The sequence below is a fragment of the Streptomyces sp. CA-142005 genome, assembly GCF_050942335.1.
Classification (GTDB): Bacteria; Actinomycetota; Actinomycetes; order Streptomycetales; family Streptomycetaceae; genus Streptomyces.
This window is the reverse complement of record NZ_CP192078.1, coordinates 5,708,273-5,731,816: the sequence shown is the minus strand read 5'-3', so window position 1 is coordinate 5,731,816 and position 23,544 is coordinate 5,708,273. Positions and strand designations below refer to the sequence as shown.

The 23,544-nt window shown below is 71.9% G+C and carries 26 protein-coding genes; 10 read left to right on the top strand and 16 right to left on the bottom strand.

Features of this window, described 5'->3' with window-relative positions; all coding sequences use genetic code 11:
- Window position 1: 1 nt before the first annotated feature.
- From ACQPXS_RS26835 to hemL, 5 genes are all read right to left on the bottom strand, one after another.
- Window positions 2-772: a cytochrome c biogenesis CcdA family protein gene (locus ACQPXS_RS26835; protein ID WP_351802441.1), complete on the bottom strand. Its 771-nt coding sequence runs from the start codon at window positions 770-772 to the stop codon at window positions 2-4.
- A gap of 1 nt (window position 773) precedes the next feature.
- Window positions 774-1,364, bottom strand: a complete 591-nt coding sequence (locus ACQPXS_RS26830; RefSeq protein ID WP_351802443.1) for a TlpA family protein disulfide reductase — start codon at window positions 1,362-1,364, stop codon at window positions 774-776.
- Window positions 1,365-1,478: 114 nt separating this feature from the next.
- A complete protein-coding gene (locus tag ACQPXS_RS26825) occupies window positions 1,479-2,759 on the bottom strand; it encodes a hypothetical protein (protein WP_433451815.1) in 1,281 nt (426 codons plus the stop codon).
- Window positions 2,760-2,919: 160 nt separating this feature from the next.
- Window positions 2,920-3,579 carry a histidine phosphatase family protein gene (locus tag ACQPXS_RS26820; protein ID WP_356307912.1) on the bottom strand — a complete coding sequence of 220 codons (660 nt, stop codon included), beginning with the start codon at window positions 3,577-3,579 and terminating at the stop codon, window positions 2,920-2,922.
- A 59-nt stretch (window positions 3,580-3,638) separates the two neighbouring features.
- Entirely contained in the window at window positions 3,639-4,955 is a 1,317-nt protein-coding gene (gene hemL, locus ACQPXS_RS26815) for a glutamate-1-semialdehyde 2,1-aminomutase (protein WP_433455958.1), read from the bottom strand.
- 308 nt (window positions 4,956-5,263) lie between these two features.
- Between hemL and ACQPXS_RS26810 the strand changes: the two genes are divergently transcribed.
- Window positions 5,264-5,899: a hypothetical protein gene (locus ACQPXS_RS26810; RefSeq protein ID WP_351802447.1), complete on the top strand. Its 636-nt coding sequence runs from the start codon at window positions 5,264-5,266 to the stop codon at window positions 5,897-5,899.
- A gap of 157 nt (window positions 5,900-6,056) precedes the next feature.
- Here the strand turns inward: ACQPXS_RS26810 and ACQPXS_RS26805 are convergent, their stop codons facing one another.
- The 4 genes from ACQPXS_RS26805 to ACQPXS_RS26790 form a co-directional block, all read right to left on the bottom strand.
- Window positions 6,057-6,584, bottom strand: coding sequence for a DUF1062 domain-containing protein (locus tag ACQPXS_RS26805; protein ID WP_433451814.1), 528 nt, complete (start codon window positions 6,582-6,584; stop codon window positions 6,057-6,059).
- A gap of 211 nt (window positions 6,585-6,795) precedes the next feature.
- Entirely contained in the window at window positions 6,796-7,578 is a 783-nt protein-coding gene (locus tag ACQPXS_RS26800; RefSeq protein ID WP_433451813.1) for a class I SAM-dependent methyltransferase, read from the bottom strand.
- Window positions 7,579-7,664: 86 nt separating this feature from the next.
- Complete coding sequence (locus ACQPXS_RS26795) at window positions 7,665-9,248, bottom strand: MFS transporter (protein WP_433451812.1); 1,584 nt, start codon at window positions 9,246-9,248, stop codon at window positions 7,665-7,667.
- Between the two features lie 12 nt (window positions 9,249-9,260).
- Window positions 9,261-9,959: an SDR family oxidoreductase gene (locus ACQPXS_RS26790; protein WP_433451811.1), complete on the bottom strand. Its 699-nt coding sequence runs from the start codon at window positions 9,957-9,959 to the stop codon at window positions 9,261-9,263.
- A 117-nt stretch (window positions 9,960-10,076) separates the two neighbouring features.
- Here ACQPXS_RS26790 and ACQPXS_RS26785 point away from each other — a divergent pair, with 117 nt between their 5' ends.
- Window positions 10,077-10,568 carry a winged helix-turn-helix transcriptional regulator gene (locus tag ACQPXS_RS26785; RefSeq protein WP_433451809.1) on the top strand — a complete coding sequence of 164 codons (492 nt, stop codon included), beginning with the start codon at window positions 10,077-10,079 and terminating at the stop codon, window positions 10,566-10,568.
- A gap of 195 nt (window positions 10,569-10,763) precedes the next feature.
- Window positions 10,764-11,258, top strand: a complete 495-nt coding sequence (locus tag ACQPXS_RS26780; protein WP_433455956.1) for a PaaI family thioesterase — start codon at window positions 10,764-10,766, stop codon at window positions 11,256-11,258.
- Window positions 11,259-11,290: 32 nt separating this feature from the next.
- Here the strand turns inward: ACQPXS_RS26780 and ACQPXS_RS26775 are convergent, their stop codons facing one another.
- Window positions 11,291-11,764 carry an NUDIX hydrolase gene (locus tag ACQPXS_RS26775; protein ID WP_390682979.1) on the bottom strand — a complete coding sequence of 158 codons (474 nt, stop codon included), beginning with the start codon at window positions 11,762-11,764 and terminating at the stop codon, window positions 11,291-11,293.
- A gap of 119 nt (window positions 11,765-11,883) precedes the next feature.
- Between ACQPXS_RS26775 and ACQPXS_RS26770 the strand changes: the two genes are divergently transcribed.
- Together ACQPXS_RS26770 and ACQPXS_RS26765 are read left to right on the top strand one after the other, a co-directional pair.
- Window positions 11,884-12,135 carry a hypothetical protein gene (locus ACQPXS_RS26770; protein ID WP_433451807.1) on the top strand — a complete coding sequence of 84 codons (252 nt, stop codon included), beginning with the start codon at window positions 11,884-11,886 and terminating at the stop codon, window positions 12,133-12,135.
- Window positions 12,136-12,146: 11 nt separating this feature from the next.
- On the top strand, window positions 12,147-13,334 hold the full coding sequence (locus tag ACQPXS_RS26765; RefSeq protein WP_399175214.1) for an SPFH domain-containing protein: 1,188 nt from the start codon (window positions 12,147-12,149) through the stop codon (window positions 13,332-13,334).
- A gap of 82 nt (window positions 13,335-13,416) precedes the next feature.
- On the opposite strand, the gene ACQPXS_RS26760 is transcribed toward ACQPXS_RS26765, so the two are convergent.
- Together ACQPXS_RS26760 and ACQPXS_RS26755 are read right to left on the bottom strand one after the other, a co-directional pair.
- Window positions 13,417-14,028, bottom strand: a complete 612-nt coding sequence (locus ACQPXS_RS26760) for an NAD(P)-dependent oxidoreductase (RefSeq protein WP_433455954.1) — start codon at window positions 14,026-14,028, stop codon at window positions 13,417-13,419.
- Window positions 13,937-14,956 carry an EamA family transporter gene (locus ACQPXS_RS26755; protein WP_433451806.1) on the bottom strand — a complete coding sequence of 340 codons (1,020 nt, stop codon included), beginning with the start codon at window positions 14,954-14,956 and terminating at the stop codon, window positions 13,937-13,939. Before ACQPXS_RS26755 ends, ACQPXS_RS26760 begins: the two co-directional genes overlap by 92 nt.
- A 78-nt stretch (window positions 14,957-15,034) precedes the next feature.
- Here ACQPXS_RS26755 and ACQPXS_RS26750 point away from each other — a divergent pair, with 78 nt between their 5' ends.
- Window positions 15,035-15,934, top strand: coding sequence for a LysR family transcriptional regulator (locus tag ACQPXS_RS26750; RefSeq protein ID WP_433451805.1), 900 nt, complete (start codon window positions 15,035-15,037; stop codon window positions 15,932-15,934).
- A gap of 87 nt (window positions 15,935-16,021) precedes the next feature.
- Here ACQPXS_RS26750 and ACQPXS_RS26745 read toward each other — a convergent pair whose 3' ends face one another.
- The gene (locus tag ACQPXS_RS26745) at window positions 16,022-16,621 is read right to left on the bottom strand and encodes a peroxiredoxin-like family protein (protein WP_433451804.1); all 600 of its coding nucleotides are present in this window, start codon (window positions 16,619-16,621) and stop codon (window positions 16,022-16,024) included.
- Between the two features lie 93 nt (window positions 16,622-16,714).
- Between ACQPXS_RS26745 and ACQPXS_RS26740 the strand changes: the two genes are divergently transcribed.
- Complete coding sequence (locus ACQPXS_RS26740) at window positions 16,715-17,329, top strand: TetR/AcrR family transcriptional regulator (protein ID WP_433451802.1); 615 nt, start codon at window positions 16,715-16,717, stop codon at window positions 17,327-17,329.
- A 14-nt stretch (window positions 17,330-17,343) separates the two neighbouring features.
- On the opposite strand, the gene ACQPXS_RS26735 is transcribed toward ACQPXS_RS26740, so the two are convergent.
- Complete coding sequence (locus tag ACQPXS_RS26735; protein WP_433451800.1) at window positions 17,344-18,156, bottom strand: MBL fold metallo-hydrolase; 813 nt, start codon at window positions 18,154-18,156, stop codon at window positions 17,344-17,346.
- Between the two features lie 98 nt (window positions 18,157-18,254).
- Between ACQPXS_RS26735 and ACQPXS_RS26730 the strand changes: the two genes are divergently transcribed.
- The 3 genes from ACQPXS_RS26730 to ACQPXS_RS26720 all read left to right on the top strand — a co-directional run bounded on the left by ACQPXS_RS26730 (window position 18,255) and on the right by ACQPXS_RS26720 (window position 21,473).
- Window positions 18,255-18,875, top strand: coding sequence for an ABATE domain-containing protein (locus ACQPXS_RS26730; protein ID WP_433451799.1), 621 nt, complete (start codon window positions 18,255-18,257; stop codon window positions 18,873-18,875).
- A gap of 310 nt (window positions 18,876-19,185) precedes the next feature.
- Entirely contained in the window at window positions 19,186-19,461 is a 276-nt protein-coding gene (locus ACQPXS_RS26725) for a hypothetical protein (RefSeq protein ID WP_351802473.1), read from the top strand.
- 185 nt (window positions 19,462-19,646) lie between these two features.
- Window positions 19,647-21,473 (top strand): phosphatidylglycerol lysyltransferase domain-containing protein, encoded by a 1,827-nt coding sequence (locus tag ACQPXS_RS26720; RefSeq protein WP_433451797.1) that lies wholly within the window; start codon window positions 19,647-19,649, stop codon window positions 21,471-21,473.
- Window positions 21,474-21,485: 12 nt separating this feature from the next.
- Here the strand turns inward: ACQPXS_RS26720 and ACQPXS_RS26715 are convergent, their stop codons facing one another.
- Together ACQPXS_RS26715 and ACQPXS_RS26710 are read right to left on the bottom strand one after the other, a co-directional pair.
- Window positions 21,486-22,754: an ArgE/DapE family deacylase gene (locus ACQPXS_RS26715; protein WP_433451796.1), complete on the bottom strand. Its 1,269-nt coding sequence runs from the start codon at window positions 22,752-22,754 to the stop codon at window positions 21,486-21,488.
- Window positions 22,755-22,831: 77 nt separating this feature from the next.
- Window positions 22,832-23,515 (bottom strand): hypothetical protein, encoded by a 684-nt coding sequence (locus ACQPXS_RS26710; RefSeq protein WP_433451795.1) that lies wholly within the window; start codon window positions 23,513-23,515, stop codon window positions 22,832-22,834.
- Between the last annotated feature and the right edge of the window lie 29 nt (window positions 23,516-23,544).

The following is a 23,544-nucleotide window of genomic DNA, read 5'->3' as shown; positions in this document are numbered from 1 at the left end:
ATCAGATCCCCACAGAGAAGCCGGTGGACCAGGTCTGCATCTGCTGCACCAGGAGGTCCCAGACACCGGTGAGCAGCAGCACACCGGTCGCGATCATCATCGTGCCGCCGACGCGCATCACCCAGACATAGTGGCGCTTGACCCAGTCGAAGGCGCCGAGCGCCTTGCGGAAGGCGATGGCGCTGAGGACGAACGGGACACCGAGGCCGAGGCAGTACGCGACGGTCAGTATGGCGCCCCGGCCCGCACTCGCCTGCTGGGAGGAGAGGAAGGCGACGGAGGAGAGAGTGGGACCGATGCAGGGCGTCCAGCCGATCCCGAACAGGGCGCCGAGGACGGGCGCCCCGACCAGGCCCGTGGTCGGCCGCCTGTGAAAGCGGAACTCACGCTGGGTCAGCCAGGGCATCAGTCCCATGAAGAAGACGCCCAGCAGGATCATGAGCACGCCGAGCACCTTGGACAGGACGTCCTTGTACTCCTGCAGGGTCGAGCCGAAGTAGCCGAACAGCGCCCCGCCGGAGACGAACACGGCGGTGAAGCCGAGGACGAACAGGAAGGCACCGGTGGCCATCCGCCCCCGCCGCGCCTCGGCCAGGTCGGTGCCGGCGACTCCCGTCACATAGGAGAGGTAGCCGGGGACCAGTGGCAGGACACAGGGCGAGAAGAAGGAGACGAGCCCGCCGAGCAGGGCGACCGGCAGGGCGATCAGCAGGGCGCCGTTGAGCACCGTCTCGTTCTGGCCCGTCGCGGCCAGGGTCACGAGTGCGCTCACGTCACTTCTCCGCGAGGACCGGCTTGAGCATCTTCAGCAGGGCGGTGTCGTCGAGCGCCTCCAGGGCCCGCGCGGCGACCTTGCCCTGCTTGTCGATGACGAGCGTGGAGGGGATCAGCTGCGGGTTGAGGGTGCCCTTCTTGAAGCGGAGCATCAGCCTGCCCGTGGGGTCGTACAGGCTCGGGTAGCCGATCCCGTGCTCCTTCTCGAAGGCGACCGCGGGAGTGGTGCTGGTGTCGCGGGTGTTGATGCCGACGAACTGCACGCCCTTGCCCTCGTACTGCTTGGACACCTTGGCGAAGTACTGGGCCTCCTCGCGGCACGGCCCGCACCAGGAGCCCCAGACGTTGATGACCACGACCTGGCCCTTGTAGTCGGCGACGTCCAGGGTCTTGCCGTCGATGGTCTTGCCGGACAGGTCCGGGGCGGCGGCGCGCTTGCCCGCCGGGACCGTGGCGATGCCGTTGTTGCCGGTGACGAAGTTGGTGTTGCCACCGCCGCCGGAGGTGCCGCCCTTGCCGCACGCGGACAGGGTCAGGGCCGCGACGGCGGCCACGGCGCTGAGCAGGACGGCGCGGCTACGGGTACTCATGTGAAAAGTTTCGCATGTCCGTTCCGGCGATCTGTGGCGCCCCCCTGCCGGGCGGAAAACCGCATTTCAGGGCGTATTTACACGGGACATTTCCGGCAGGCTCACCTCGACGGACTAGGCGAGGAACTGCTTCCAGCCGCCCGCGGGCCGCTGCCCGACGTCCAGGGTGCGGAGCTTGGCGAGCACCTCGGGCCTCTGCACGTCCATCCAGTCGACGAACTGCCGGAAGGAGACCAGCCGTACGTCCGCGCCCTTCTCCTTCTCCCGCGCGATGTGCTTGAAGGCCTCCTCGACGGAGTCCATGTAGATGCCGCCGTTCCACTGCTCGAAGTGGTTGCCTATGAAGAACGGTGCCCTGTTTGTCTCGTATGCCCGCTGGAAGCCGGCGATGTACGACTGCGCCGACTGCTTGCGCCAGCCCGGGTAGTTGTAGGCGGGCGCCTTGGTGGAGTTCACGGACTGGTTGGCGAGCATGTTGTAGTCCATCGAGAGCACCTCGAAGGAGCGTCCGGGGAACGGGATCTGCTGCAGCGGCAGGTCCCAGATGCCGAGCCGCTTCACCGGCCACACCTGACGGCCGCCCGGCGAGGAGGCGTCGTAGCGCCAGCCCAGCTCGCGGGCGGTGGGCAGCAGGTTGTCCTGGCCGAGCAGACAGGGAGTCCGGCCGCCGGCCAGCTCCTTGTCGTAGTCGAAGGGCAGCGAGGGCAGGTCGTGCCAGCCGGTGTTGGTCCGCCACTGCTTCACGAACGACTTGGCCTGCTCGATCTCGCTCCTCCACTGCTGTGGCGTCCACCACTTGACCGAGCCGTGGGTCTCGCCGCAGAAGTGCCCGTTGAAGTGGGTGCCGATCTCGTGGCCCTCCAGCCAGGCCCGGCGGACGTTGGCCAGCGTGGACTTGACGTGGTCGTCGGCGAGGTAGCCGATGGCGGAGGCACCGCGCGGGTTGTTCGGGGGCTCGTACATCCGCTTCTTCGACTCGGGCAGCAGATACAGCCCGGAGAGGAAGAAGGTCATGCTCGCGCCGTGCTCCTTGGCGAGGTCCAGGAAGCGCGGGAAGAGCCCGTTGCCGACCTCGCCGGCACCGTCCCAGGAGAAGATCACGAACTGCGGCGGGGTCTGGCCGGGCTCCAGCGGTTCGGGCCTGGCCGGCTGGTGCGGCTGCTTGCCCGTGAAGGACGTGGAGCCGTCCCCGATCGGCCGGCCGGCCGGCGCCTTGTGCTCCGCGCCCCGACCGTCCTTGCCCTGACCGTTCTTGCCCTGCCCGGAACCGTTCGCGTGTCCGGCACCGTCCGAAGACGTGTGACTCCCGCAGCCGGCGAGGGTGGCGGCGGCCGCAGCGCCCGCGCCGATGCCGAGCAGTCCCCTGCGGGAGAGGGTCCGGGAGACGGTGCGCATGGAAATCCCCGATTCGTCGCGCCTGCTTGGTGGTCACCCATTGAGAGGGCGCAACGATCGGGGAGGTTCCTCTGATTTATATGGTTTTCGTAACGAATACCGCAAAAGTGCGCTAAGCAACTACAAACGGTCCGTCAGGAACGGACATTCCCGGGCTCTTTCAGGCCCCGAAGGCCTTCCCCTGAGCGGTGCCCTTGCCCTTCTGCGGCTTGGCGCCGGCCCGCAGATGGGCCGGGACGAGGTCGATGGCGGGCTCGCTGTAGCCGACCGACACGATCTTGTCGCCGAGGTAGGTGAAGGACGTCAGGGAGGCCAGCGTGCACTGCCGCTTGCGCGGATCGTGCCACAGCCGCCGCCGCTCGACGTAGGACCGCACGATCCAGATCGGCAGCTGATGGCTGACCAGCACCGCCTCGTGCCCGCGCGCCTGGTCCTTGGCCGCGTTCAGCGCGCCCGTCATCCGCACGACCTGGTCGACGTACGGCTCGCCCCAGGACGGCCGGAACGGGTTGACGAGGTGCTTCCAGTTGCCGGGCCGCTGGAGCGCGCCGTCGCCGACGCCGAAGGTCTTGCCCTGGAAGACGTTGTCGGCCTCGATGAGCCGCTCGTCGGTGTCCAGGTCGAGACCGTGCGCCTTGGCGATCGGGGTGGCCGTCTCCTGCGCCCGCTCCAGCGGCGAGGCGCAGACGTACGTCACGTCCCGCGAGGCGAGGTGCTCGGCGACCCGGTCGGCCATCTGCCGCCCCAGCTCGGACAGGTGGTAGCCGGGCAGCCGCCCGTACAGGATCCCGGTCGGGTTCTCGACCTCGCCGTGCCGCATGAGATGGACGACGGTGACGTCCTTGTCCCTGCTGCTGCCGCTGTTGCTGATGCTGGTGCTCACGCGGTGGCCTCCGCAGCCGCCCGGGCCGCCGCCGGGAGGGCGTCGGCGATCTTCTGGATGGCCCGCTCGTCGTGGGCCGTGGACACGAACCAGGACTCGAAGGACGACGGCGGCAGGTAGACGCCGTTCGACAGCAGCGAGTGGAAGAACGCGGTGAAGCGGAACGACTCCTGCCGCTTGGCGTCCTCGTAGTCGCGGACCTGCCGGTCCGTGAAGAACACCGAGAACATGTTGGAGGCGGTCTGCAGCCGGTGCGCGACCCCCTCCTTGTTCAGCGCCTCGGTGACGAGCGCCTGGATCTGCGCGGACACGGCGTTCACCGTCTCGTACGCGGCGTCGTCGAGCAGCCGCAGCTGGGCGAGCCCGGCGGCGGTGGCGACCGGGTTGCCGGAGAGCGTGCCGGCCTGGTACACGGGGCCCGCGGGAGCGAGGTGGGCCATGACATCGGCCCGCCCACCGAAGGCGGCGGCCGGGAACCCGCCACCCATGACCTTCCCGAAGGTCATGAGGTCGGGCCTGACCCCGTCGACCCCGTACCACCCGGCGCGGCTGGTCCGGAAGCCGGTCATCACCTCGTCGGAGATGTAGAGGGCGCCGTTCTTGTGGCAGGCGTCCTTCAGCCCCTGGTTGAACCCGGGGTCCGGCGGCACGACGCCCATGTTGCCGGGCGAGGCCTCGGTGATCACGCACGCGATCTCGCCGGGGTGCCGGTGGAAGGCCTCCTGCACGGCCTCCAGGTCGTTGTACGGCAGCACGATCGTGTCGCCGGCCTGGGCGCCGGTGACGCCGGGGGTGTCGGGCAGCGCGAAGGTCGCGACGCCCGACCCCGCGGCGGCGAGGAGGGAGTCCACGTGCCCGTGGTAGCAGCCGGCGAACTTGATCACCTTGGACCGCCGGGTGAACCCGCGGGCGAGCCGGATGGCGGACATGGTCGCCTCCGTGCCGCTGCTGACGAGCCGGACCTGCTCCACCGGCTCGACCCGGGCGACGATCTCCTCGGCGAGCGCGACCTCGCCCTCACCGGGCGTGCCGAAGGACGTACCGCGGGAGACGGCCTCCTGGACGGCGGCGATGACCTCGGGGTGCGAGTGCCCGAGGATCATGGGCCCCCACGAGCAGACGAGGTCGACGTACTCCCGCCCATCGGCGTCGGTGAGGTACGGGCCGCGGCCGGACACCATGAAGCGGGGCGTGCCGCCGACGGCGCGGAAGGCGCGCACCGGGGAGTTCACACCGCCGGGCGTGACGGCGGAGGCGCGGTTGAAGAGCGCCTGGGAGGCGGGCGCGTCGTAGGGATAGGGCGTTTCGCTCAGGGCACTCATGGCGTGCGACTTCTCCGGCTTCTCGGACTCCGGTGACTTGGGTGACCTCCTCAGGGTAGGCCGCGGCCCGGCCGTACCGCGGCCGACCTCCGGTCCGCGGCGCCGCGCGCGTGCCATCTGCGAGACTGACACCTGATACACACAGCTGTTACGCACGTAATGATCAGGGGCCGGACAAGAACCCGTGGACTGTTGTTCCACCGCACGTTTCGGCGTGCGGCCGTGGGGGAGGTCACTGACACGATGATCGGGTTGCGCGGCGGGGGCCACGCGTCCTAGAAAAGCAGTCGGGTGGAGATATGCATCGCGGTGGCGGACTGGGCGAGGGGACTGATGACCTGGGTCCTCGACGTGCCCGGCGGGGAAGGCACCGGCGCGACGCGGAGGAGACAACCGAAACACGGCAGAGCGACACACGTCGGACACAGGGTGTACCGGGTGATCCCGAGCGGGGCCGGGTAGACCGCCTCCGGGCGGGGAGCAGGAATGGTGGTCGGGTGGGGGTGACGTACAAATACTTCGGCGCGCCGGACGGCGCGACGGCGGCCCGTGTCCCCATCTCGATGCGCCCCGAGGAACTCGGCGGCGACGAGCTGGGCATGAACGGCATGTTCACCAAGATCAAGCCGGAGACCATGGCCGCCATGGTCCTGACCGGCATCGAGGGCGTCCCCCTGCACAAGGTCCCGCCCCTGGAACTGGTCGTCCTCCACCCCGACTACGCGGTCGTCAAGCTCCCCATGACCGTCGTGGACCCCCTGCGCGGCATCGGCGAGGAAGCGGTCGGCGCGGCGGCCTTCATCTGGTCGACGGTCCCGGACCGGGGTGGCCCGCGGGACGCGTTCAACGTGTACCAGCTGCTGCACGAGTGGCAGGACTTCAGCCACCGGCTGCACGAGGCGGGGCATCAGCCGTATTGCCTGGTGTGGCCCTGAGCCGGGGTTCCGTGGAATTCGGGCGGGGTCTTCGGGCCTCGCCCTTTGTGCTGCCGGGAGAGCCGTCGGTCGGCCGGCGGACCACGCGCTGATCGGCTTCGGACCAGGGGCCCGTCCGGCAAGATCCGCCGGACGGGCCCCTGGTTCCGAGAAGGGCTCAGCGTTTGAGCGTGAAGGTGAAGTCGCCGGAGAGCTTGCCGTTCAGCCGGACTGCCGACACGAGCTTCCCCTCCACGATCAGTCTCTCGACCTCGGCCCGCGCAAGACCGCAGCCTTCGGCGATCAGTCGCACCGGCCGGACGGGGATCCGCGCCGCGAAGCGGACCGAGACGTCGATCACCTCGCGGTCCAGGTGATCCGATCCGCCGGTGTCGAGGCGCCAGGCGTCGTCCCAGTCGAGGGCGATGCGGTTACGGCGCCTCAGGACCGGATCCTGGAGCAGCTCGGCTGCCAGACCGGGGTCGTTGTCGTGCATCCGGTCCAGCAGCCCGGGTCGTACGGAGCGGACGTTCATCCGCTCCAGGACCGTGAGCTTCGCGGTTTCCCCGCAAGCGGTGCAAAGCACGAGGAGCCAGGCGTCGAGGAGCTTGTGGTGTGCGTTGACGCGAAATTTTCCGTTCGCCCGGAAGCGCTCGGACGCGCACGCGTGGCAACGGCGCAGAACGGTCGGCAGGCAGGTGGGCATGACCACCCAGTCATTGAGCACAGAAGTACACCGGTTTCAGTGAGAAATCCGCAGCAAAAAGCAGCGCGGCGCACATGCGCGACGCGCGACCGATCAGCTCTCGGGAGGTCTCACAGGGTGTACAACGGCACGTCCTTGCCTAGACGACTCGGTTCGGCAGCACGGTAATGGCGCGCGGCGGCGCCGCTCCACTGGTTTTCGGGCGCCTCACCTACAGGCTCTCGCCGTCCGGGCCCGCGGCCCGCGGCGGTACCTCGACGACGAAGAACAGGAAGCAGGGTGTGCTCGAAAGGTCATGGAAGCCGTCGGGGAACAGCTCGCGGGCGGCCGGGTCGGGCTGCGGCTCGCTGATGACGCAGAGGCGGAAGCCGGCGGCGGTGAAGGCGTCGGTCATCGCGTGCAACGGCTTGCGCCAGAACCTCATGGGGGCGGACTGCCCGTTGAACGTCCAGTCGAAGGTATAGCTGGTGGTCGCGAAGTAGTCGGGCCGGAGATCTCGGAACGTGTAGGCCACGAAGGGGTGGTCCACCGACGCGATCAGCCGGCCGCCGGGCCTGAGCACTCGCCGCAACTCCGCCAGCGTCGGCCCCCAGTCCTCCAGGTAGTGCAGGACCAGCGACGCGACCACGTCGTCGAACGCACCGTCGTCGAACGGCAGAGGGTCGCGCAGGTCGGCCACGTGCAGGGCCACGTCGTCGCCGAGCCGCCGCCTGGCCGACGCCAGCATCGCGGCGCTGGCGTCGATGCCGGTGACGACCGCACCGCGGTCGCGCAGTGCGGCGGACAGGGGGCCCGAGCCGCAGCCGGCGTCCAGGATCCGACGGCCGGTCACGTCACCGGCGAGGGCCAGCATCGCGGGCCGCTCGTAGTACGCGTTCACGAGGTTGTTCTCGTTCTCCGCCGCGTACGCCTCGGCGAACCTGTCGTAGTCGTTCACGCGGGCCGGACCCGCAGGCTGGGCGCCCCTCTCGGGCGCATCGGTTACGCGTTCCATCGTCGCAGCCTAGTGATCACCCGATCCGCGGGACAGAACCGGAACTGTGCCGCGCTCGTCCTCGGCCGACTCCTGGAAGCCGCGAGTCAGTTACTCGTGACGGAGGTGTGGTGCGGTCGGTTGTGGATCAGAAGGGCCGAGGCGAGGGCCGCGCAGAGGAATACGGCGGTGATGACCGTCATGCCGGCATGGACGCCGGAGGTGAAGGCGTCGCCGACCGCGGCGGTCACGTTCGGTGGGGCCGCCCGGTGGCCGCCGGTGCCCGTGGAGACGGCGTGTTCGACGGCGGGCCGGACCGCTTCGGGGACGTGGTGAGCGGCGAGCCGGCTCGGCAGCTGGGACTGGAGGCGGCCGGCGAGGAGGGCGCCGAGGAGGGAGGAGCCGGTGACGGATCCGATCTGGCGGAAGGCGTTGACGGCTCCGGAGGCCATGCCGGCGCGTTCGTGCGAGACGCTCACCAGGGCGGCGGCGGTGCTCGGCGCGGCCACCATCCCGCTCGCGGCGCCGAAGAGCGCGAACAGCCACCACACCCGGGCATAGGGGGTGGCCGGATCCAGCGTGGTCAGTCCGGCCGCGGCACCGGCTCCGACGAGGAAGCCCAGGGTCAGCGGGAGCTTGAAGCCGGTACGGCGGATCACGCGTCCGGTCGCGTAGCTGACGATGACGTAGACGCCGAAGAAGGCCAGCAGCCGCCATCCCACGTCCAGGGCGGACAGATGCTGGACGCGTTCGTAGAAGAGCACCGTCAGGATGGCCAGCCCGGTGAAGCCGAACAGGGAGACCGCCGCGACGAACATGACGGCGCTGAACGAGGCCGACCGGAACAGGGTGATGTCCAGCATGGGTGTGCGGCCGGCGCGCTCGACGAGGACGAAACCGGTCAGGGCCGCGGCCGCGACGATCCAGGCGGCGAGGATCCGGGGGCTGGTGTAGCCGTCGTGTCCGCCTTCGATGAGGGCGTAGACGAGGGCGGCGATGCCCAGGACGGCCAGGACCTGGCCGGGGATGTCGAGCTTGCCCTCGGGTCCGCGGGATTCGGCGACGAAGACGGCGGCGGCCATGGTGACCACGGCGAGGACGGCGGTCGACAGGAAGACCGTGTTCCAGTGGAAGTGGTCCAGCAGCGCGCCCGCGATCAGCGGGCCGGCGGCGAGTCCGATGCCGGAGGAGGCGGCCCAGACGGTGACGACCTCGGTGCGCCGGTGGGGGTCGGGGAACGTGGCTCCCAGGACGGCCAGGCTGTTGGGCAGGATGAGAGCGCCGCCCACGCCGGAGACGAGCTGGCCGGCGATGACGCCTCCCGCCGAACCCGCGGTGTAGACGACGAGCGAACCGAGGATCATGACCGCGGCGCCGGTGACGAAGGCGCGCTTGCGGCCGTAGAGGTTGCCGAAGGTGCCCGCGGACATCACCAGGCTGGCCACGAGCAGGGTGTACGCGGAGGGGATCCAGACCAGGCCGGTCGGGGAGACGTGCAGGTCGTCCTGGATGGCCGACAGCGCCGACACCGATGCGGTGATCAGCAGAAAGGTCGTCATGGCGCCCAGGCACATCGCGATGAGCGTGACGCCGGCGGCGGCCCGGGAGGGCTGGTTCGGGGAGAGCCCGACACCGGTGTGCGGGTCGGCCCGCTTGAGCCGGCCCGGGGCGGGGGAAGGAGCGGAAGCCATGGTGTCCTCGTCTCAGCCGAGCTGCGGGTAGAGGGCGGCGACGCCGCCGGAGAGGCCGGCCTGGACCCGGCGGCTGAGGTCGTCCACGACGATCTCGGGTGCGCCGGCGGCGATGCCGTCCACGGCGGCACGGGCGACGTCCGCTGGGTCGGTCTTGGGCTCGGTGACGTGGCGGGCCATGTCGGTGTCCATGTAGCCGACGTGGAGCCCGGTGACGGTGATGCCCCGGGGTGCGAGCTGCTGACGCACCTCGTTGGTCAGGCTCCACTGCGCGGACTTGGCCGCGGAGTAGGCGCCCACGGCGGGGAAGGTGACCCATGACAACACGGAAAGGATGTTGAGGATCGCGCCTCCGCCCTGGGACTCGATCACCGGGGCGAAGGCCCGGATCATGCCGAGGGTGCCCAGGTAGTGGGTCTCCATCTCCAGGCGGACGTCGTCCCAGCTGCCGGACAGCAGGTCGGCGCCCGTGGAACTGCCCGCGTTGTTGATCAGCACGGTGATGTCACGGACGTCCTCGGCGGCCGCGGCGACGGAGGCGGGGTCGGTGACGTCGATCCGGATCGCCTTCACACCGGGCAGATCGATCTGGTCCGGTCGGCGGGCCGCCCCGTACACCGTGGCGCCGCGCGCGACCAGTTCCTGGGCGAGCGCCCTGCCGAGCCCTCGGTTGGCTCCGGTGACCAGGGCCGTTGCTGTGCTGATGTCCATGATTCTTCCCTTGGGAGGTCCGGGGGTGCACACACCCGAGCTGACTTACCTTTTAAGAAGTTAGCTACGACGGTATAGGCTGACTTCATAAGAGGCAAGCCAGGTGGAGGCCGAGAGATGAACGATCTGCTGAAGGAACGGGACGCCTGGTCCATGGCCAACTGCTCCATCGCCAGGACCCTGGAGATCGTCGGCACCAGGACAGCGCTGCTGATCATGCGTGAGGCGTTCTTCGGCACACGCCGGTTCGACGACTTCGCCAAGCGTGTGGGCATCGGCGAACCCGCCGCCTCGACGCGCCTGAAGGAACTCACCGCCGCCGGTCTGCTGGAGCGCGTCCCCTACAAGGAGCCCGGCCAGCGGACCCGGTACGCCTATCAACTGACCGAGAAGGGGCGGGACTTCCTGCCCGTCCTCTTGGCGCTGCGGCAGTGGGGCGACACCTGGGCCTCCGACGAACAGGGACCCCCCGTGGTCGTACGCCACGAGAACTGCGGGGCCCCGGTGCACGTGGCGCTCCGCTGCGACGACGGCCACGACGTTCCGATCGGTGCCACGTTCGTCGACGCCGGCCCGGGCCTCATCCGCGTCGGCCCGGACAGTCCCTGAACCGGCGGCGGCGAGGCACGACCCGGCAGGAGTGGCCCGACCCGTCTCCTCCCGCGAGCGGCCCCGCCCCCGCCCCTGCCAACCGGCACGCCACACCTGCACACACGCCCCGCCCCGCCCCGAGGAGCTGCCCCCATGTCCGACACAGCGAAGAAGTCCCCGGTCACCGGTGCGGCCGGCGAGAAGGGAGCGGAGATACACCGGTCACGTGTGTTCGGCTGGGAAGACCCCGCCATATCCGCCAACGCCGTCGCGCACCACAGCGGACTCGACTTCCTCCGCGAGATCCTGGCCGGACGCCTGCCCGCTCCGCCGATCGCCGCCACCCTGGGCTTCACCCTGGAGGAGGCCGAGCACGGCCGGGCGGTCTTCGTCATGGTGCCGGGCGAGGAGCACTACAACCCGATCGGCAGCGTCCACGGCGGCGTCTACGCCACGCTCCTCGACTCGGCGGCCGGCTGCGCGGTGCAGTCCGTGCTGCCCCGGGGCACGGGATACACCTCGATCGACCTGACCCTGAAGTTCCTGCGCCCGATCACCGTCGACACCGGCAAGGTCCGCGCCATCGGCACCGTCCTCAACAGCGGCCGGCGCACCGCCCTCGCCCAGGCAGAGCTCCGCGACTCCGACGACCGGCTGCTGGCCCACGCCACCAGCAGCTGCATGCTCTTCCCGGTCCCGGCCCGCTGACCGCCCCGCGGCGCGAGCCCGCGGCGCGAGAACTACCCCGGCGTGGCCCTGCGCCGGGATCCGCCGGTGGGCCTGAGCGCGTACCAGGCGGCGATGGAGCGCTTGTAGCCGTCGGGCATGGTCAGGTGCGGTACCTCGGGCCCGGGGAACAGGCCCGCCCGCCGGTGCTCGTGGCTGACGGCCGGCGGCCGGTGCGGGGTCAGCACCGTGCAGCCGTAGGTCACGATCAGTACGCGCCGTCCGGGGACGGGCTCGTAGATCCACACGCCGCCGTCGAGGAGCGGACCGGCCTCGACCTCCCAGCCGGTCTCCTCCCGGATCTCGCGTTCCAGGGCGGCCTCGGGGCCGGTGTCCGGCGGTTGCGACCCGTCGTCGGTGCCGGTCTCCAGGCGGCCCCCGGGCAGCTCCCACTCGTCGCGTTCGTTGCGCAGCAGCAGCACGCGGTCGTGCGCGTCGAGCGCGACGCCTTTCACGGAGACCGGCCAGAGCGGCGGGGTGTACGGCATGGCGCCCAGTGTCGCCGGGAAGCCGGGGCCGGAACACCGTGACCTCCCAGCCGTTGGGAACCGGCGCCGGTCGGTCTATCGTCGGAATTCTCAGGTCAGAACGAGGAGGACGGCCGGTGATGCCGCAGGACGAGGCCGTGGTCGGCTGTACGGGCAAGGTGCTCATCGGGACGCGGGGATCCGCGGGTCCCGGGGAGATCCTCGTGCGGGTCCGAGGCGGCTCCGAAACGTTTCTGGCCTGGTCCGAGGATCCTTTGCCCGCGGGCGCCACGGTCCTCGTGATCGAATCACGGGGATGCCGCGAGGTCGGCGTCATCGAGTGGGTGGATCCATTGGACGCGCTCGGCGGAGAGGCCGCCGGCGCAAGCTGAGGAGTACAGGCATGTTCGGATACCGCGTTCCCGCTCCCGACGAGGCGATGTTGATCTCGGGAGGCCGGCGGGGACTGGGGGGCGCTCCGTTCCGCGTGGTCACGGGCCATGGAAAGTTCGTGCTCCCGGTCTTTCGCAAGGTCCGGTTCCTCACCCTCTCCATGTGTGAGGCCGAGGTCACCGAGACCTGTGTGACCAAGCAGGGCATCTCGCTGCACGTCCGCGCGGTCATCGCCTTCAAGGTCGGCAACGACCACGAGAGCATCATCAACGCCGGCCAGCGCTTCCTCTCCGACCAGGAGCAGATGTCCGTGCTCACCGGCCGGATCTTCGCCGGCCACCTGCGCGCCATCATCGGCTCGATGACGGTCGAGGAGATCGTCACCGAGCGGCAGAAGCTGGCCGCCGAGGTCCTCGACACCTCCAAGACGGAGATGGCCAAGATCGGCCTGATCGTGGACTCGCTGCAGATCCAGTCCATCGACGACGGCGACACCGGCTACATCGACGCGATGTCCGCCCCGCACAAGGCGGCGATCCAGCGGCAGGCCCAGATCGCCCAGGCCCAGGCCACCCAGGCCGCGGTCGAGGCGGAGCAGGAGGCGGCCCGCAAGCAGGCCGAGTACGCCCGGCAGACCGCCATCGTCAAGGCCGAGTACTCGGCCGAGGTGGACCGCGCCCAGGCGCAGGCCGCGCAGGCCGGACCGCTGGCGCAGGCCCACGCCCAGCAGGAGGTGCTCGCCGCCCAGACGGAACTGGCCCAGCGCCAGGCCAAGTTGCGCCAGCAGCAACTGGTGGCCGAGGTCGTCAAGCCCGCCGAGGCCGAGGCCGAGCGGGTGCGGATCCTCGCCGCCGCCGAGGCCCAGCGCATGAAGATCCAGGCGGAGGCCGCGGCCTCCTACGACCGGGTCGCGCTCGACCGGATGCTCATCGACCAGCTCCCGCAGATCGTGAAGGAGGCCGCCGGCGGTCTGTCCGGCGCCAACGTCAACGTGCTGAACGGCGCCGACGGCCTCGGCGAGATCGCCGCCGGCCTGGTGTCCCAGGGCCTGACGATCCTCGACTCGGTCCGCCAGGGCCTGGGCCAGGACAAGGACGGCCAGGGCGGCCAGGGCACCAGGGGTGACGTCAACGGTCTGCTCCAGCTGCACTCCGGGAGGGAGCGGAAGTCGGACGACGGTCCGGTGGACGTCGACTAGACGCTCCGCCGGTTCGGCCGGTCCGGGACGTCTTTCGTCCGCTGCGCCGTGCCGGCCGGTCGCGCCGTTCCTCGCGCCCCCATCAGGGGCGCCGACGAACGACCGTGATGTGGCGGTCCGGCCCCGGGCGCTCCAGCTCGTCCAGCACGGCTACAGCCAAGTCCTCGGCGCTGATGCGGGATTCACCGTCGGCGCCGAGGAGCAAGGTGTCGGTGCCGCGCCGGTAGCGGCCCGTGCGTTCGCCGGGTTCCAGTACGGCCGGTGGGCTCAGATAGACCCAGTCGGCCCCGGTGTGGGCCTGGCAGGCGTGCAGTTGGGCGACGCCCGCCAGGGCCACGGCGCGGTACTCGTCGGGCACGTACGCGGGGTTCTCGGCGACCGGAAGCTCCCGGTCGCCGGGGCTGCGCAGGGCGCCGGCGCCGCCGATCACGAGGACGCGGATGCCGAGCCGGGCGGCGGTGTCCAGCACCGTGCGGGTGGCGCCGACCAGGAACTCCGGGTCGGCCGGGAACGTCCGCACGGTCAGTACGACGGCGTCGGAGCCGGTCAGCGCCTCCTGTACGGCGTACGGGTCGGTGGCGTCCACCGCGACCGGTGTCACCTCAGGGTCGTCGCTCGCCGGCGGCTTCCGGGACAGCGCCAGCACCCGGTGTCCGCGCGCGCTCGCCTCGCCGGCCACCCGGGCGCCGACCATCCCGGTGGCCCCGAGCACGGCGATCGTCATCGATCCTGTCCTCATCGAGCTCGTCTTCCTTCGTTCGAGGCCCCGTGGGACCGAGTTGCGCGGCCACCAACGCGGTCAGCGCCAGGGCGAAACCGAGGATCTGCGGCAGGCTCAGCGACTCGCCCAGCGCACTGCCGATGACGGTCGCGACCAGCGGTGACAGCAGCACCAGCGGTGCGGACGCGGCGACCGGAAGCCTGCCGATCCCGCGGAACCACAGCGTGTACGCGATCAGCCCGCCCATGCTGCCGAGCCACAGATAGCCGCCGGCGGCGCCCGCGTCGATCCGCTGCGGCACCCCCTCCACCGCGAGGGTGAGGGGGAGCAACAGCAGCCCACCGACGGCCAGTTGCCAGCCGGCCAGGGTCAGCGGGCCGACGCCCGGCGGCCGGCCCCAGCGCTTGGTGAGGACGACCCCGCCGGCCATGGTGGCCGTATGCCCGAGGCCGGCGAGCACGCCGACGGCGTCCAGCCGGGCCTGCGGTCCGAGCACGACGAGCCCGACCCCCAGCACGCCGAGCACGCCCCAGGTCAGCCGCCAGGCCGTGGGCCGGTCATGGAGCAGCAAGAGTCCCAAACCCGCGACCAGCAGTGGCTGGGCGGCGCCGAGCGTGGCGGCCACCCCGCCGGGCAGGCGTTCGGCGGCCACGAAGAGCAGAGGCATGGCGCCGATGTTGAGGACCCCCAGGACCGCGGTCTTCCACCACCACTCCCCGCGCGGCAGCACCCGGGCGATCACCAGCGCGAGCAGTCCGGCGGGCAGGGCCCGCATCAGGCCCGCGAACAGCGGGTGCCCGGGCGGGAGCAGTCGGGTGGTGACCACGTAGGTGGTTCCCCAGGACGCGGGAGCGAGCGCGGTCAGCAGGACGGTCGCCGCCTGTGCCTTGTACCGATGCATGGGGGAAGTCTTCGCCGGGTGCGGTCATGATTCCAAAGCATGGTTGTCATGACAGCCATGAACGACCACGATTGATTCGTGGACCTCCAGCAGCTGCGGTACGTCGTCGCCGTCGCCGACACCCTGAACTTCACCCGCGCCGCAGAACGGTGCCAGGTGGTGCAGTCGGCGCTGAGCCACCGGATCGCCGCGCTGGAGCGGGAGTTGGGGGTGCGGCTGTTCGCCCGGTCCAGCCGCCGGGTGGAACTGACCGGCGCCGGCGCCGCGTTCCTCACGGGCGCGCGCGAGTGCCTGGCCGCCGCCGACCGCGCGGTCGCGGACGCCGCCGCCGCGACCGGCGTGGTGCGCGGGCAGCTGGCGGTCGGCGTGATCGTGACCACGGCCGCCGTCGACGTGCCCGAGCTGCTGCAGCGCTACCGCGCCCGGCACCCGGAGGTGCGGGTCGTCCTGCGGTCCGGGCGCAGTGACGAGATGGCGGCGGCGATCCGCGCCGGGGAGCTGGACATCGCCTTCCTGGGCCTGCCGGAGGGTGAGCGGCCGGCCGGTCTGGAGACCGTCGTGCTCGATCACGACCAGCATGTCCTGGTGGTGCCGTCGGGGCACCGGCTGGCGGGCGCCTCCCGGGTCGCGCTGGCGGACATCGCCGGGGAGACCTTCGTGGACTTCGTGGCCGGGACGCCCGCCCGCGCCCAATCCGACCAGGCGTTCGCCGCCGCGGGGCTGTCCCGTGACGTGGCGTACGAGGCGGGTGTCGTGGAGCTGATCACCCGGCTGGTCGGGCGCGGGCTCGGCATCGCCCTGCTGCCGTCGGCGTTCATCCGGCCGCTCGCCGAGGACGATCCCCGCCTGGCCCTGGTCCCGGTGGCCGACGGGCCGCGGCGCCTGGAGTACCTGGCGTGGAGCCGGTTCAACCCCAGCCCGGCGACCCGGGCGATGCTCGACGTTCTCGGCGTCCGACAGCCGCCGGCACGGTCCTGAGGCGCTGGAGCAGACACGGGGCGGCGACCGGCCGGCCGGGCCGGTGCCGTCGCGCGTCCCCCGGCGCGCCGTCGGCCCCGCGCCCCATCAGCCGCGGGCCGCACCGGCGCGTCGTACGCCGCCCGCCAGTTCCAGCAACTCCCCGACCTCCCACTGGTCGTACGCGTGCTCGCCGTACTTCGCGGCGAGGACGCTGCCGTCCGGGGCGATGAGGAAATCGGCGGGGAGGCCGAACCGGCCGCCGTGCGGCCGGGACGCCGGGCCGCGTTCCCGGCCGCGCAGGATCGCCCAGGAACTGCGGAGCACCGCCCGCACGATGGGTCCCCACACCCGTGGGTCCAGCAGCGCCCGGGGTGCCGACTCCACGCCGAACTCGACGTACAGCCGCTTGTCGGGGTCGGCCACGACGGCGAAGGGCAGGTCCGCCGTGTGCCGCCGCAGTTCGTCGGCGGGCGAGTGGAAGACGACGACCTCCCGGATGCCGGCCGCCTCGATCTCCTCGTGCCGCCGCACGAAGGACCGCAGATGCAGGTTGCAGACCGGGCAGCCCGCGAAGCGGCGGAACTGGAGGTGGACCAGCCGGTCCGGGTCGGGCACGGGGAGCGGCGGGCCGGAGACGGGAGTGAGTTCGCGGGGGCCGAGCGGGGAACCGGGGCCGAGCGGCCGCCGGGGCGTGGACGGGGACATGGGCAACTGCCTCCCTCGTGGGCACGGCACGGACGCGTAGGCGTACGTCGTACACCTAACAGCGTAGGCGTATGCCGTACGCTGTCAAGCGCCATGCCTCGACCCCGCTCCCTCACCCCCGACCGACTGGCCTCGGCCGCGCTCGCCGTCCTCGACCGCGACGGACTCGCCGGGCTGTCCATGCGTACGGTCGCCAAGGAACTCGGCATGAGCACGATGGCGCTGTACCGGTACGTCGCCGACCGCGAGGAACTGGAGCGGCTGGTCGTGGAGTTCGCGCTCGGGGCGGTCGACACCGGGGCTCCGCCGGCGGACCTGCCGTGGCGCGAGCGCGTCGAGGTGATGGTGCGGCGGTTGCGGGACACGCTGCGCACACATCCGTCGGTGATCCCGTTGTCGGTCACCCACCGGCACCACTCCCGCGCCGTGCTGCGCTGGTCGGAGACGGTGCTCGGCATCCTCACGGACGCGGGCTTCGCGGGCGAGCGCCGGGTCGTGGCCCTGCGCAGCCTGGTCGCCTACGTCAACGGCGCCCTGCAACTGGCGCGGCTCGGCTCCCTGTCGGGCGCGGGCACGGTGGCCATCTCCGCCCTGGACCCCGAGGAGTTCCCGCTCATGGCGGCGACGGCGCGCAGCGCCCAGGGCGTCGACGCGGAGCGGGAGTTCTTCGGCGGCCTCGCGGTGCTGCTGCGCGGTCTGGAGCCCTGAGGAACCCGTCCGGTTCAGTCCAGCCGGAGCCGGTCCGCCAGGCCCGCCTCCTCGAAGGCCGCCACCACGTCGTCCCGGGTCTCGGTGAAGTGGGCCCAGCTGTCGCAGTGGGCCGGGACCACCCGGCGGGCGTCGAGCAGCCGGGCGGCGGTGGCCGTGCCCTTGCCGTCGAGGACGAGGAGGGCGTCGTCGAGGACGGGCATCCTGGGCGCGCCGGCGAACAGGACGGCGGTGTCGACGGGGGCGTACCGGTCGGCGATCTCCTGGACCAGTTCCAGGGAGGCGTTGTCGCCGCTGACGTAGACGCTGGGCAGGTCGACGGAGGTCAGCAGGAAGCCGGTGACCTCGCCGACGAGCGGCTCGGAGCCCTTGGGGCCGTGCAGGGCGGGAGCGGCGGTCACGGTGACCGTGCCGCCGTCGGGGCGGGGCAGGTCGACGGACTGCCAGGGGGTGAGCGGCTCGGCGCCGCCCCCGAGCCGGCCGGCCGCCGCGGGGGTGGTGAGGGTGCGCGGGGTGGCGGCGAGCAGGGCGCGGCCGGAGTGGTCGAGGTTGTCGGCGTGCTGGTCGTGCGAGAGCAGGACGACGTCCACCGGGCCGAGTGCGGCGGCGCTCGTGCGGGGCGGGGCGGTCTTGGTGAGGGTGCGGCCGCTGGCGGACGGGTAGTCGCCGGGGTCGTCGAAGGTGGGGTCGGTGAGGAAGCGGAGTCCGCCGTACTCGATGAGGACGGTGGGGCCGCCGAGGACCTGGACGGGGATCTGCTCGCCGGAGTCGGAGACCTGCTTGCCGAGACCGGCGGAATCGGAGGAATCGGCGGAACGGGCGGCCATGGCGGTTCACCTCACGGATAGAGGAACGTTCATCCATGAGAGACGCTACGCCTGTCTCACGGATGACAGCAAGCCGTACCATGAGAACCGTGAACCCCGTGAGCCCAGCGACCCCCGCCGACGCCGAGGAGAGCGCCGGGCAGGCTCCCCTGCCGCCCGCGCCCGGTGCCACACGGCATCCCGCCCTCGACCTGGCCAACAGCGCGATCGTCGTACCCGGCGGAGGGCGGGTCGACCTGCTCGACACGCCCGCCGCGGCCCAGCGCTGGCTGACGGAGCGCGGGCTCGCCCCGGCCGACGCCGATCTGCGCGAGACGTGCGCGAGCCGGCTGCGCTCCCTGCGCGAGAAGATCCGGCCCCTGCTCGCGTCCCGCGTCGAGGGCCGCCCGGCGCCCGCCGACGCCCTGGCCGCCGTCAACGAGGCCCTGACCCTCGCCCCGGCCGCCCTGTTGCTGCAGTGGTCGCCCGAGCGCGGCCTGCACCGCGCCGCGGCCCACCCCACCACCCAGATCGTCGAGCACGCCCTGGCCGCCCTCGCCGCCGACGCCGCCGACCTGCTCACCGGCCCCGACGCCGACCGCCTCACCGCCTGCGGCTCGGCCCCCTGCAACCGCTACCTGCTCCGCCACGGCCGCCGGCACTGGTGCTCCACCCGCTGCGGCGACCGCGCCCGCGCGGCGCGCGCCTACGCCCGTCGGACCGGGCGGAGCGAGAACTGAGGCGGACCCCTGGGAACCGGGGAGAGCCGGGAGGCGGCCAAGGAGGACCAGTCCGACGGCCAGGGACCCCGATCCCACGGTCCGGCCACGGCGCGCTCGGCGGACTACGTGGCGGGCCGCTTCGGCTGATCCGCCTGCCAACCCGATCCCCCCGGACACACCCGGCGCACCGGCCCAGGAGTGACAGCCGACACACGGTGCGGCGCCGTCTGGACGTCCTCGGCGCCGAACCGGCGGACCCTACGTATTGTAGGTTCCCAACCGGCCGGCGGTCGCAGGGCTGTTCATTCGTCTGTTCATCGGGGGATCCATGCGGGACACGGAAACGGAGGCCGGCGGCGAGGTCTGTGTGCGCAGTCTGGCGCCGACGCTGGCCCTGCTGGTCGTCAGTCTTCTCGTCGCCGCCGTCGGCGTGTACGAGCTGTGCGGGTTCGGGCTGCACAGCCTCGACCGGCGGCCGCATCTGTTCAGTGACGGGCTCGCGACCGGCGGGGTGATCGTCGCCGCCGTCGCGGCCGGCGCGGCGGTGGGCAACCTGGCCTGGCATCTGGCGGCGGCCCGGCGGGACCGGGGAGCGCCCGGGTGACGGGGCGGAGGAAGCGCCGGGGAAGCGCCGGGTAAGAGGAGCGGTACGGGAAGGGCCGGGTAAGAGCGGTTGTCGGTACGCTCCTCTCCCGAACACCGCCCCAGCCGGGCTACCCTACAGACTGTAGGGTCAGCGTGGCCCCGACCGGGGTCGCCCCGTCCCCTCCCCCAAGGTGACCAGTCACCATGCCCGCTCAGCAGCAGACCCTGCCCTCCCCCCAGGTCCCCGCACAGCGCGGCGCGCACCGCGTGCCGCAGCTGCCCGTGCCCGGCCCCCGCCTGCGCGCGCGGGCGGCGACGGCCACCGTGTGGTACCTGCGGCTGATCGCCGTCTTCAACATCATCGCGGTCATGTCGCTGCCGTTCCGCAAAGAGGTGCAGGAACACAACGACGGCAAGCTCTTCACCGCCCGCCACGTCCACGCGCACACGCATCACGCCGGCCAGTTCTTCACCCCGTACCTGGCCACCGCCGGCCTGGCCTCGGCCGCTGCGGCGATCTTCCTCGCGCTGGTGATGCGACGCGGGAAGCGGGCCGCGTGGGTGGTCAACCTGCTGTGCGCGGGCCCCCTGTTCGTGCTCTACGTCCTCGCGCTCACCCAGCACCCGTTCCGCGACCACGCCTTCAACTGGGTCTCCACCGCCCTCACCGGCCTCTTCGTGGCCGCGCTGCTGATCGGCCGCCGTGAGTTCAACGCCATCGGCGACCCCTCCAACCCGAAGCTCGCGCTGGCCGTCGGGGCCGGCGGGATCCTGGTGACCGGCGGCCTCGGCACGCTGCTCGTGCACGCCACCAACAAGCTGCCCCACGCCCCCTGGGGCGAAGAGCTCGCCTACACCCTGCTGCGCGGCATCAGCGTCGGCCCGCTCGCCGACCGGATCGACTCCGTGCACGCGCCCCGCTGGGCCGACATCATCGTCAACGTCCTGCTCGCCGCGGCCTTCTGCCTGGTGCTGTACGCCTGCTTCCGCTCCCCGCGCGGCCGCAAGCTGCTCACCGAGGAGGACGAGACCCGGCTGCGCGCCCTGCTCGACAAGCACGGCGCGCGCGACTCCCTCGGCTACTTCGCGCTGCGCCGCGACAAGGCCGCCATCTTCTCCCCCACCGGCAAGGCGGCCGTCACCTACCGCGTCGTCGGCGCGGTCTCCCTCGCCTCCGGCGACCCGATCGGCGACCCCGAGGCCTGGCCCGGCGCCATCGACGCCTGGCTCACCGAGGCCCGCCGGCACGCCTGGACCCCGGCCGTCATGGGCGCGAGCGAGGAGGCCGGCACCATCTACGCCCGGCACGGCCTGGACGCGCTGGAGCTGGGCGACGAGGCGATCGTGCACATCGCGGAATTCACCCTCGAAGGCCGGGCGATGCGCGTGGTCCGCCAGGCCCACAACCGGGTCAAGCGGGCCGGCTACACGGTCCGCATCCGCCGCCACGAGGACATCCCCGCCGACGAGATGGCGCTGCTCGTCGAGTGCGCCGACCGCTGGCGCGACGGCGCCACCGAGCGCGGCTTCTCCATGGCCCTCGGCCGGCTCGGCGACCCGGCGGACGGCCGCTGCGTGATGCTGGAGTGCCGCGACGCCGACGACGAGCCGCGCGCCCTGCTCAGCTTCGTCCCCTGGGGCGAGCAGGGCCTGTCCCTGGACCTGATGCGCCGGGACCGCGACTGCGAGAACGGCCTGATGGAGTACATGGTCGTGGAGCTTCTGCTGCGCGCCAAGGAGCTGGACATCCAGCGGGTGTCGCTGAACTTCGCGATGTTCCGCTCGGTCTTCGAACGCGGCGCCCGCCTGGGCGCGGGCCCGGTCCTGCGCCTGTGGCGCTCCACCCTCACCTTCTTCTCACGCTGGTGGCAGATCGAGTCCCTCTACCGCGCCAACGCCAAGTACCGCCCGGTGTGGGAACCGCGTTTCCTGCTCTTCGCCAAGAGCAGTGACATCCCGAGGATCGGCCTGGCGAGCGCCCGGGCGGAGGGGTTCCTGACGCTGCCGGGGATGGGCGGACGGAAGTCCTGAGGAGCGGGCCGCTCACTTCACCCCGACCGTCCGCAGCGCCGTCACCACCACGGACCGCGCCACACCGACCACGTCCCGCACCGACACCCACTCCCGCGGGCTGTGCGCCACCCGCACGTCCCCCGGCCCGTACTGCAGGGCCGGTATCCCGGCCGCCGTGTACAGCCGCAGGTCGCTGCCGTACGGGGCCCCACGCTCACGCGGCCGGGAGCCGCCGTTCGCGTCGGCGCAGGCATCGGCCACGGTCCGCCGCAGCGGGTGCCCGTCCGCCAGCCGTCCGCTCGCGAACTGCCCGCCGGTCCAGGCGACCTGGGCCGGGTGCTCCCGCAGCCATGGATCACCGGCGCACGCCTTCGCCACCCACTGCTCGAACTCCCGCCGGGCCGCGTCCGGTTCCTCCCCGATCCGCACCCCGAGCCGTCCCTCCGCGACCAGCAGGTCCGGCACGCTGCTGGCCCAGTCACCGGCCCGCAGCGTGCCGACGGACAGGGCGTACGGGATCGGGTACTCGGCCATCAGCGGGAACGGGTCCTGGTTGCGCGCGGCCTCCAGTTCCCCGAGCGCCCGGTGCAGCGGCAGATACGCGTCGATCGCGCTGACCCCCGCGTCCCGTGAGCTCGCGTGGGCCGCCGCGCCGGGCACGGTGAGGCGGAAGGTGAGGGCGCCGGCGTTGGCGGTGACGAGGGTGCCCGCCGTCGGCTCGGTGATCACGCAGGCGTCCCCGGTGTGCCCGCGCCGCAGCGTCCCGAAGGCCCCGAGCCCGCCGTCCTCCTCCCCCACAACGAAGTGCAGGGCGATCCGCCCCCGCAGCCGCACCCCGGCCGTCCGGATCGCGGCGAGCGCGGCGAGATGGGCGACGAGCCCGGCCTTCATGTCACAGGCCCCGCGCCCGTGCACGCGGTCACCCCCGACGACCCTCGGCATGAACGGATCCCCGTCCCACGCGTCCGGATCCCCGGGCGGTACGACGTCCACGTGCCCCTGCAGGATCAGCGTCGGCCCGTCACCGCCGTCGGCCGTGTACCCGACCAGCCCCCAGGCCTCGTCCCGGGCGGCCTCCGTCCCCGGAAACCCGGGGTCGGCGCGCAGGGCGGGCAGATCCATGGACCACAGATCGACGTCCAGCCCGAGCCGCTCCAGCCGTCCGGCGAGCAGGTGCTGGATCTCCGACTCGGCCGCGGACCCGGTCACGCTCGGCACCGAGATCAGTTCCAGCAGCATCCGTCCGACGGCGGCCTCGTCCAGGCACGCGAGAGCAGCGGCCTCCTCCTCGGCGAGCATCCTGCGGCCTCCCCCTCCTGAAGTCCGGCCTCGATCATCACCCCGACCGGGCTCCTGGAACAGCCCGCGGCAGGGGCCTACTTCGCGTTCGAGGGCCCGAGGTCCGGCACGGTCACGGAGTCGGTGACGGACTCGACGGAGTAGGACTCGCCGGTGCCGGCCCGCCACCCGGGGTCGTAGGCGCAGGACGTGCCGGCGCCGCCGCTGAAGTACTGCCGGTCCGGGAACCAGGTGAAGGACATCCGCTCGTCGCCGTCCCGGCGGACGTGGAGCGACCATTCGCCGCGCTTCCCGCCCTCGCGGTACGACGTGACCTCCCAGCCCTCGTCCCGCAGCCGCCGGTGCAGTCTGCGCAGCCCGGGAACGGCCTGGCTCGCGGGCACTCGGTCCAGCGCCCAGTCGTGGTACAGCCGGTAGGCGCCGTCGACGGTCCTGTCCTCGAGTCCCAGCGGGCCTCCGTCGTAGCAGTACTCGGCGTCGAGCGTGTTCTCCGGGCTGACGCCGACCCGCTCGACACCCGGCGGCACGGTCCGGGTGAACCCCATGACGTCGTAGGCCTCCTGGGAGCGCCTGAAGACCCGGTCCGCCATGTCGTTCGGTGCGATGCGGGGGTAGTCCGTCGCCCCGCACGAGTTCAGGGCGAGCGTTCCGACGAGGGCGAGTACGAGGGCGAGCGCGACGCCACCGCACCCGAGGGATCCGAAGACGACGAGGCGGGCCGCGGTACCGGTGGCACCGGACGGTGTGCTCTTCTCGGGCATACGGGGACGCTATGCGGGCGCGGGGCCCG